General features: G+C 69.0%; 14 protein-coding genes. 8 read left to right on the plus strand and 6 right to left on the minus strand.

Features of this window, described 5'->3' with window-relative positions:
• The first annotated feature begins 44 nt into the window (after window positions 1–44).
• From A5694_RS09885 to A5694_RS09895, 3 genes are read left to right on the plus strand one after another with little or no spacing between them, the layout of a single operon-like run.
• A complete protein-coding gene (locus A5694_RS09885) occupies window positions 45–218 on the plus strand; it encodes a CsbD family protein (RefSeq protein WP_064921661.1) in 174 nt (57 codons plus the stop codon).
• An 11-nt stretch (window positions 219–229) separates the two neighbouring features.
• Window positions 230–613 carry an aminopeptidase gene (locus A5694_RS09890; protein WP_428844269.1) on the plus strand — a complete coding sequence of 128 codons (384 nt, stop codon included), beginning with the start codon at window positions 230–232 and terminating at the stop codon, window positions 611–613.
• Window positions 614–637: 24 nt separating this feature from the next.
• A complete protein-coding gene (locus A5694_RS09895) occupies window positions 638–1,174 on the plus strand; it encodes an anti-sigma factor antagonist (RefSeq protein ID WP_082952596.1) in 537 nt (178 codons plus the stop codon).
• 6 nt (window positions 1,175–1,180) lie between these two features.
• Here the strand turns inward: A5694_RS09895 and ybaK are convergent, their stop codons facing one another.
• Window positions 1,181–1,678: a Cys-tRNA(Pro) deacylase gene (ybaK, locus tag A5694_RS09900; RefSeq protein WP_064921663.1), complete on the minus strand. Its 498-nt coding sequence runs from the start codon at window positions 1,676–1,678 to the stop codon at window positions 1,181–1,183.
• A 193-nt stretch (window positions 1,679–1,871) separates the two neighbouring features.
• On the opposite strand from ybaK, the gene A5694_RS09905 reads away from it, so the two are divergent.
• The gene (locus tag A5694_RS09905; protein WP_234786426.1) at window positions 1,872–2,540 is read left to right on the plus strand and encodes a sigma-70 family RNA polymerase sigma factor; all 669 of its coding nucleotides are present in this window, start codon (window positions 1,872–1,874) and stop codon (window positions 2,538–2,540) included.
• A complete protein-coding gene (gene rsrA / locus A5694_RS09910; RefSeq protein WP_064921664.1) occupies window positions 2,537–2,833 on the plus strand; it encodes a mycothiol system anti-sigma-R factor in 297 nt (98 codons plus the stop codon). The genes A5694_RS09905 and rsrA overlap by 4 nt, the downstream gene beginning before the upstream one ends.
• Window positions 2,834–2,863: 30 nt before the next feature.
• On the opposite strand, the gene A5694_RS25245 is transcribed toward rsrA, so the two are convergent.
• Together A5694_RS25245 and A5694_RS09915 are read right to left on the minus strand one after the other, a co-directional pair.
• A complete protein-coding gene (locus tag A5694_RS25245) occupies window positions 2,864–2,938 on the minus strand; it encodes a 50S ribosomal protein bL37 (RefSeq protein ID WP_011728008.1) in 75 nt (24 codons plus the stop codon).
• A 95-nt stretch (window positions 2,939–3,033) separates the two neighbouring features.
• Complete coding sequence (locus tag A5694_RS09915) at window positions 3,034–3,423, minus strand: hypothetical protein (RefSeq protein ID WP_064921665.1); 390 nt, start codon at window positions 3,421–3,423, stop codon at window positions 3,034–3,036.
• A gap of 358 nt (window positions 3,424–3,781) precedes the next feature.
• On the opposite strand from A5694_RS09915, the gene A5694_RS09920 reads away from it, so the two are divergent.
• On the plus strand, window positions 3,782–3,997 hold the full coding sequence (locus tag A5694_RS09920) for a biotin/lipoyl-binding carrier protein (RefSeq protein WP_064921674.1): 216 nt from the start codon (window positions 3,782–3,784) through the stop codon (window positions 3,995–3,997).
• A 30-nt stretch (window positions 3,998–4,027) separates the two neighbouring features.
• Window positions 4,028–5,524 (plus strand): sensor histidine kinase, encoded by a 1,497-nt coding sequence (locus A5694_RS09925; protein WP_064921666.1) that lies wholly within the window; start codon window positions 4,028–4,030, stop codon window positions 5,522–5,524.
• 74 nt (window positions 5,525–5,598) lie between these two features.
• Here the strand turns inward: A5694_RS09925 and A5694_RS09930 are convergent, their stop codons facing one another.
• Window positions 5,599–5,853: a WhiB family transcriptional regulator gene (locus A5694_RS09930; RefSeq protein WP_019737187.1), complete on the minus strand. Its 255-nt coding sequence runs from the start codon at window positions 5,851–5,853 to the stop codon at window positions 5,599–5,601.
• Window positions 5,854–6,097: 244 nt separating this feature from the next.
• Complete coding sequence (locus tag A5694_RS09935) at window positions 6,098–7,075, minus strand: diacylglycerol/lipid kinase family protein (protein WP_064921667.1); 978 nt, start codon at window positions 7,073–7,075, stop codon at window positions 6,098–6,100.
• A gap of 56 nt (window positions 7,076–7,131) precedes the next feature.
• On the opposite strand from A5694_RS09935, the gene A5694_RS09940 reads away from it, so the two are divergent.
• Window positions 7,132–7,539 (plus strand): hypothetical protein, encoded by a 408-nt coding sequence (locus A5694_RS09940; RefSeq protein ID WP_064921668.1) that lies wholly within the window; start codon window positions 7,132–7,134, stop codon window positions 7,537–7,539.
• On the opposite strand, the gene A5694_RS09945 is transcribed toward A5694_RS09940, so the two are convergent.
• The coding region (locus A5694_RS09945) for a chorismate-binding protein (protein WP_207515967.1) at window positions 7,484–7,944 on the minus strand (461 nt) is incomplete at its 5' end. The two genes, A5694_RS09940 and A5694_RS09945, sit on opposite strands and share 56 nt — an antisense overlap.

Below are 7,944 nucleotides of genomic sequence, written 5' to 3' on the forward strand. Positions count from 1 at the left end.
GTGTTGTGCATCACACGGTTGGCGCGCATCGGGAGGAGCGTCGCATGGGACTGACGGACAAGGCGAGAAACGCCGCGCAGCATGCTGCGGGCAAGGCCAAAGAGGCCGCCGGGAAGGCGACCGGCAATGACGAGCTGAAGAACGAGGGCAAGGCCGACCAGGGCAAGTCCAGCCTGAAGAAGGCCGGCGAGCACATCAAAGACGCCTTCCGGGGCTGAGGCACCCGAGAATGCGCATCTCGCGCCGGGCGGCGGCACCGCCCGGCGACAACATCGTGCCGGGCGGAAACGGGGGGCGGCAGATGGTGTGGCGATTCATTCGGCCGGTGGGGTTGGCCGTGCTGTGTGTGGGGGCGATCGTGTTGCTCGCACCGGTGTCGATCTCCGACGGCGATGGCGGTTCGATCGGCTGCGGCAGCATCGCGGCGACGGATATCTCTGGCGCCTTGGACGCCAACGCCAAGAGCGTGGCCACCGTGTTGGTGGCCACTCAGGGTGTCCCGCACACCAACTACGTCGCCGGCTGCCAGTCCGCACTGTCGAGCCGGCGCGCCTTGGTTGTGACGCTGGTGGCCCTCGGGCTCGTCGCCGCCGCCGTCGGGTTTACAACGTAAACGAACTGGCGTAGCTTCATCCGCATGCTGTTCGGTTTACGCCGTAAACTCGGTCGCTGCGCGGTATGGCGCGGCCGGGGGGCGGCGTCGGATCCGGCGGGAACGGCAGCGGCCGCTACGTCGGCGACGGGCCATCCCGCCGAGGACGCACTTGCCTACGTGGTGGCTCCTCATGACGACGAGGTGCGCGTCGTTCTGGAACGCACCGGCTCAGCGCTGCTGGTCTGCGCGGGCGGCAGCGTCGACGCATCCAACGTGGCCGTCTGGCGCCAGCTGATCGGCGAGGCCGCCGCGATTACTGCCGCACCGGGCCCGCTGGTCGTCGATACCAGCGGGCTGGAGTTCATGGCCGTCTGCGCCTTTGCCGCATTGGCCGAGGAAGCGACCAGCTGCCGGCGCCGGGGCGTCCGGCTCTGCCTGGTCAGCAGCCAACCGATCGTCGGCCGGGTCATCAAGGCGGCAGGCTTCGATGGCGAGCTGTCGTTCTGCGCCACGCTCGACGAGGCGCTCGACGACGCGCCGCGGGAAGACCCCGGGCCGGTCGATGGGTCCAGCGCCTGACGCTGGTCACCCGGCCCGGATGTCAGCGACCACCGCATCGGTCAGCCGGATGAGATCCGCCGGCGCCACGGCCACGTCCCAACCGCGTTGGCCGGCGCTGCACAGCACCCGATCGAAGTTCGCGGCCGAGGCGTCCACGACCGTCGGCAGTGCCTTTCGCTGGCCGAACGGCGAGATCCCGCCCAGCACGTAACCGGTCGCTCGTTGGGCCGCCGCGGGGTCGGCCATCGCCGCCTTGGATGCGCCGAGCGCGGTGGCGACGGCTTTCAACGACAGCTTCGCCGGCACCGGCAGCACCGCGACCGCCAGGCCGCGCGGCACGGTGACGACCAGCGTTTTGAAGATCTGCTCGGGTCGCACCCCAGCCGGCCCTGCGGTGGCGAGCTGCTCGACGGCCTCGGCTCCGAACGAGCGCTGGTCGGGTTCGTGACGGTAGCGCAGCACTTCGTGCGGTACCTGCGCGGCGATCAAGGCGGCGATGGCCCGGGTTGCCGCGCGACTCACCGGGCCAGGATAACGGCGGGAAATAGCGTCATCGCCGACGCTGTTGAGCAAGGCAGCGCGCGGCCACCACGCGCAGCCGATGTCCACAGTCCTAGGATCGGAGGGAGTCCGGGTGTCAACGGCGATCGGTCTGCTGGAAATCGAGCCATCGACGGTTGTGGGCACCGCGACAGAAGGGACTGCAGCGATCACGATGGCTGACGGCGACAGTGCGACCCAAACCGGGACCGAGACTGCGGCAGAGACAACGGTCCCGATTCGTTCCGATGAGACCGACGAGCAGCTGACGGCGCGCTTCGAGCGTGACGCGATCCCGATGCTCGACCAGCTCTACGGCGGTGCGCTGCGGATGACGCGCAATCCGGCGGACGCCGAGGACCTGCTGCAGGAGACCATGGTCAAGGCCTACGCCGGGTTCCGGTCTTTTCGGGAGGGCACCAACCTCAAGGCGTGGCTGTACCGCATCCTGACCAACACCTACATCAACAGCTACCGCAAGAAGCAGCGCAAGCCCGCCGAATACCCGACCGACGAGATCACCGACTGGCAGCTGGCCGCCACCGCCGAGCACACCTCGACGGGTCTGCGGTCGGCGGAGGTCGAGGCTTTGGAGTTGCTGCCCGACACCGAGATCAAAGAGGCGTTGCAGCAGCTTCCCGAAGAATTCCGGATGGCGGTGTACTACGCCGACGTCGAAGGGTTCCCGTACAAGGAGATCGCCGAGATCATGGATACGCCGATCGGCACGGTGATGTCGCGCCTGCATCGCGGCAGGCGCCAGTTGCGCAGTCTGTTGGCCGACGTCGCCAGAGACCGCGGGTTCATCCGTGACGGCCAGGCATCGGAGGAGGTGTCGTCGTGACCGAGTACACCGGAGAGTGCGCTACGCCGGATCCCGACCGGCCGGTCACCGACTGTTCCCAGGTCATCGCCGAGGTATGGACGCTGCTGGACGGTGAGTGCACCGCAGAGACCAAGGCGAAGCTGCGCCGGCACCTCGAGGAGTGCCCGGGTTGCCTGCGCCATTACGGGGTCGAGGAACGGATCAAGGCGTTGATCGCCCGCAAGTGCAGTGGCGAAAAGGCGCCCCGCCAGCTCTACGAGCGGGTCCGGCTGGAGATCAGCCGCACCACGATCATCCACCGCGACGGCTAGGGCCGGGCCGGCGACGGCCCCGACAGCGTGTTAAGCGTTGGGGCGCTTGCCGTGGTTGGCTTTGCTGTGCTTGCGATCGCGCTTCTTGCGGCCACGCTTTGCCATGATTGACCCTCCTAGCAGGTATTCCGGCTGGACAGTCTCTCACACCGGTGGCGGGGCCTTGGATTTGACCGGCCCCGCCACCGATTGCGCGCACCTCAGTGGAAGGACCGCGCCCCCGCCAGGGTCTGCGGCACGGGTGCGGCCGGGGCGCCGGCCGTGGGAGCGCCGAAGGCCGGCGGAGTTCCTGGCGGCGGCGTCCCGACCGCGGGCGCCCCGGGCACGCCCCCCGCAGGCGGGGTCAGCGAACTGACGTCGCTGGGCATGATCGAGCCCACCCCGGGCACCACGCGGTTCAGCATGCCGTTGAGCGCCTGCAGGAAGGAGTTGGCGGCGTTCACACCGGCCGCCGAGCTGCCGGCGGCCGGTCCGGGCGCACCGGGCAGCGCCGGCGCACCGATCGGGGCCGGGAGCGGCATCGGGTCATCGACCAGGGCCGGGGCGGCCTTGGCGGAGGCGACACCGAACCCCAGGGAGGCCAGGGTCATGGCGGCTGCGCACACCAGGGGCAACCGGACTCGCGGGTTTGCAAAACGGTTCTCAGACAACGCGTACTCCTCAGCTCGACTTCGATTCGTCCCCCGCGTCACGGCCAATACGTCACGCGTTAGAAACACTGGAGTAACGGTGCTATGCAATTGTCACAGTAGAAACACGACACGGTCACGGATCCAACTCTCTAGATCCGCTTAAGTGTCTTGGAGTTCGCTTAATCGGCGCTGCGGGCGGACACCGCGGGGCGCCAAGTGCGCGCCCCGCTCAACGACGCAGCGGGGTTGTGGTTCCATAAGACGAAGAATTTTTGGGTGATCAGGGAATCGTTGACTGGTGATGAACGAGGTGAAGATGGCCGAGGACGTTCGCGCGGAGATCGTGGCCAGCGTGCTCGAGGTCGTGGTCCACGAGGGCGAACAGATCAACGAGGGCGACACCGTGGTGTTGCTGGAGTCGATGAAGATGGAGATCCCCGTGCTGGCCGAGTCCGCGGGCACCATCAGCAAAGTGGCCGTGAAGGTCGGAGATGTCATCCAGGCCGGCGACCTCATCGCCGTGATCAGCTGAGCGCAGCTTTCCCATGGCGTGACATGAGCCATGTCCACCCTCGGTGACCTGCTTGCCGAACACACCGTTTTGCCGGGCAATGCGGTGGACCACCTGCATGCCGTGGTCGGGGAGTGGCAACTACTGGCGGACCTGTCGTTCGCCGACTATCTGATGTGGGTGCGCCGCGAGCCGGCGGCCGGCGGCGCACTGGTGTGCGTCGCACAGTGCCGGCCCAACACCGCGCCCACGGTGTTGCTCACCGACGCCGTCGGAACCGTCGCCGACGCGGAGTCGCTGCCGCTGGTGGCTGGGGCGTTCGAATCGGGCGTTATCGGCCGGGCCAGCCCGGAAGACGCTGCCGGGCAACGCAGTACCGAGGCCGTCCCGGTGCGCCACGGCGACCGGGTGGTGGCCGTGCTCACCCACCAGACCGCATTGACCGGCGGGCGCGAATCCAGCCGGCTGGAGGCGGCCTATCTGGACTGCGCGGCGGACCTGGTGCACATGCTCTCCGAGGGCACCTTCCCCGACGTCGGCGACATCGCGGTGTCGCGTTCGAGTCCGCGAGTCGGTGACGGCTTTATTCGCCTCGGCGTCGACGGCACGGTCAGCTATGCCAGCCCGAACGCGTTGTCGGCCTACCACCGGATGGGGCTGGCCGCCGAACTCGCCGGCCACAACCTGGTCGCCGTCACCCGGCCACTGATCTCCGACCCGTTCGAGGCACACGAGTTGGCCGAGCATGTCCGCGATTCGCTGGCCGGCGGATCGAGCATGCGGTTCGAGGTTGATGCGGCCGGTGCGGTGGTGCTGCTGCGCACCCTGCCGCTGATCGTGCACGGCCGGCCGGCCGGCGCCGCCGTGCTGGTCCGCGACGTCACCGAGGTGAAACGCCGTGACCGGGCGCTGCTGTCCAAAGACGCCACGATCCGCGAGATCCACCACCGGGTGAAGAACAACCTGCAGACCGTGGCGGCGCTGCTGCGCCTGCAGGCTCGCCGCACCACGAACACCGAAGGACGCGACGCGCTCCTGGAATCGGTGCGGCGGGTCTCCTCGATCGCGCAGGTGCACGAGGCGCTGTCGATGTCGGTCGACGAGGTGGTCAACCTCGACAAGGTGATCGACCGGATCCTGCCGATGATGAACGACGTCGCCAACGTGGACACTCCGATCCGGGTGGCCCGAACCGGAACACTCGGGGCGCTCGACGCCGACCGGGCGACCGCCCTGGTCATGGTGATCACCGAGCTGGTGCAGAACGCGATCGAGCACGCCTTCTCCGCGGACGCGGATCGGCGCAGTGTGACGATCCGGTCCGAACGGTCGGCGCGCTGGCTCGACGTGGTGGTGCGCGACGACGGGCACGGCCTGCCCGCCGGGTTCCGCCTGGAGACCTCCGACCGGCTGGGCCTGCAGATCGTCAACACCCTGGTGTCGGCGGAGCTGAGCGGTTCGCTGACCGCGCGTGATGCCCCCGGCGGCGGCACCGAGATGGTGCTGCGGATTCCGGTCGGCAGCCGGCGGACCCGTCCGGCGCCGTGAGCACCTGGGGTGCCCGGCGCAAAACGACGCGGCCCCGACCTGGTCGGAGCCGCGTCGCAAGTTGCCCGCTGGGATCAGACCCCGCTGCGCGCCCGGGTCCGGGCGTTGCGGCGCTTGAGTGCACGCCGCTCGTCCTCGCTCATGCCGCCCCACACGCCGGCGTCCTGGCCGGTCTCCAGCGCCCAGGTCAGGCACTCGGTGACCACCGGACACCGGGCGCAAACCTGCTTAGCGGAAGCGATCTGGGCGAGTGCCGGCCCGCTGTTTCCCACCGGGAAGAACAGCTCCGGGTCCTCGTCGCGACAGACCGCCTTGTGGCGCCAATCCATAAGTCTCCAACTCCTCACTGTAGAGCGCAGCAGGGCGCACCCTTGTTTTTCGACTGTTAATAAGCGGCGGCAAGAAATGAATACGGCTTGCATCCGATCGCTCGATCGTTTCACAGCCTGGACAGATGTCAAGAGTGTGCCTTATCACGTGGCCAACGTCACGCGTGCGTGGGGCTGCTCCCAGGCCGGCCGCCGATGTGTACTACAGTGGGTTCAACTGTGTGCTCCGCGGCCGCGCGAAATATCATCCGCGCAGGTCAGCGGAGTTTTTTGCTGGGGGAGCGACGACGGTGAGGGCGTCGGGCACCGCGCGGAACGTCATCGTAGTGCGCAGCCCCAGGTACTCCCCGTCGATCTGGGTGGCGATCGGCGTGTCGCCGGCGTCGATGCGCAGTGCGGTCACGTTGTCGTCCCGGATGAGCTGCTTGGCGCGAATCTTCGGCCGCTTCGACAGCATCTGCCGGACCAGCCGCAAGGTGGGCAGCACCCTCATGCTGGTCGTCGCGAACACCCCCATCCCGGACTCGAACGTGGTGTCGGGGTTGGTCCACACGCAGCGCTCGTCGGCATAGGTCCACGGGCTGCAGTTGGAGACGAACACGAAGTGCACCCCGGCAACCGGCTCGTCGTCGCCCAGCTGCAGCGTCAACGTCGGCGCCCGGCGCGTGGTGGCCAGTACGGCCGGAACCGCCGCGCGGACGTAGCGCAGCGCGGTGACGGCATGGCCCTTTTCGCGTTCGGCTTCGACGGCGGCCACCACCTCGGCGTCGACGCCCATCCCGGCGTTGAGCACCGACCACCGCTCGCCGCAGTCGATCAGCCCGATCCGGCGCCAATTCGGTTGCCCGCCAGGGCCATTGATCAATTCGATCAGTTGGGTGGTGGCCACCGTCGGGTCGGCGGCGATCCCCAGCGAACGGGCGAACACGTTCGCCGAGCCGCCGGGCACCACCGCCACCGCGGGCAGGTGCTTCGGCGGCGCTGAACCGGGTTTTCCGAGGAGGCCGTTGACCACACCGTGCACGGTGCCGTCGCCGCCGTGCGCGATGACCAGGTCCACGCCGTCACGGGCCGCGGCCTGGCTGATTTCGATGGCGTGGCCGCGGTAGTCGGTGTGCACGACGCTCAGGTCGAGCCGGCTCTTGAGTGCGTAGGCCAACAGGTCCCGTCCGGCCGCGGTCGTCGAGGTGGCATTGGGATTGACGATCAGCACGGCACGCACGGGGTACCAGTCTATGGGCATCGGGGCGATAACAGGGCCGTGGTTAGGCTGGCGGCGTGAACGCTGTCGCTGACCCGCCGCGCGCCGTGCGGGGCGCGGGCCTGATCGTCGCAGTACAGGGGGCGGTCGGGCTGGCGGTGGCCGTGGTGCTGGTGGTGCGCGCAGTGGCCGGAGCCGATCAGCGGCTGGTCAACGGCTACGGCACCGCGGCGTGGTTCGCGCTGGTCGGGGCTGCGGTGCTGGCCGCCGGCGCGGGGTTGCTGCGGGGCCGGCGGCTCGGCCGCGGCATCGCGGTGTTCGTCAACCTGACCCTGTTGCCGGTGGCCTGGTACCTGGGAGTCGGCTCGCAGCGGTGGGGCTACGGCGCGGTGGTGGGCGTGGCGGCGGCGGCGGTACTGGCGGCGCTGTTCAGCCCGGCGGCGCTGCGTTGGGCGGCGCAACGCCCAGCGCGGACAGGATCGTAGCGAACTTCGTCACGGTTTCGGCCAGCTCGTCGTCCGGATCGGATTCGGCGACGATTCCGCCACCGGCATGGGCCAGCGCAGATCGCCGGTCGGCGGACAGTTGCGCGCAGCGGATCGAGACCACCCACCGCCCGTCGCCGACGGCATTGCACCAACCGACCGCCCCGGCGTAGAAGCCCCGGTCGCCTTCCAGCCGCTCGATCAGGTCGAGCGCGGCCGCCGTCGGGAACCCGCCGACCGCCGCGGTCGGGTGCAGCGCCAGTGCCAAATCCAGTGCGGTGGTGGCGGTGTCGCGGAGCCGGCCGGTGATCGGGCTGCTCAGGTGCCAGACCGCGGCGGTGCCGGTCAGCCGCGGCGCCGGTGCGATGTCGAGTTCGGTGCACAGCGGTTCGAGCGCGGTGCGCA

Origin of the sequence: Mycolicibacter sinensis (assembly GCF_001667945.1) — a bacterium.
GTDB classification, from domain to species: domain Bacteria; phylum Actinomycetota; class Actinomycetes; order Mycobacteriales; family Mycobacteriaceae; genus Mycobacterium; species Mycobacterium sinense_B.

Bases quoted from the DNA above. Each gene is read 5' to 3' on its own strand.
- A5694_RS09885 (WP_064921661.1), top strand. From the start codon at position 45: ATGGGACTGACGGACAAGGCGAGAAACGCCGCGCAGCATGCTGCGGGC.
- A5694_RS09890 (WP_428844269.1), top strand. From the start codon at position 230: ATGCGCATCTCGCGCCGGGCGGCGGCACCGCCCGGCGACAACATCGTG.
- A5694_RS09895 (WP_082952596.1), top strand. From the start codon at position 638: ATGCTGTTCGGTTTACGCCGTAAACTCGGTCGCTGCGCGGTATGGCGC.
- A5694_RS09905 (WP_234786426.1), top strand. From the start codon at position 1,872: ATGGCTGACGGCGACAGTGCGACCCAAACCGGGACCGAGACTGCGGCA.
- A5694_RS09915 (WP_064921665.1), bottom strand. From the start codon at position 3,423: ATGACCCTGGCCTCCCTGGGGTTCGGTGTCGCCTCCGCCAAGGCCGCC.
- A5694_RS09920 (WP_064921674.1), top strand. From the start codon at position 3,782: ATGGCCGAGGACGTTCGCGCGGAGATCGTGGCCAGCGTGCTCGAGGTC.
- A5694_RS09925 (WP_064921666.1), top strand. From the start codon at position 4,028: ATGTCCACCCTCGGTGACCTGCTTGCCGAACACACCGTTTTGCCGGGC.
- A5694_RS09930 (WP_019737187.1), bottom strand. From the start codon at position 5,853: ATGGATTGGCGCCACAAGGCGGTCTGTCGCGACGAGGACCCGGAGCTG.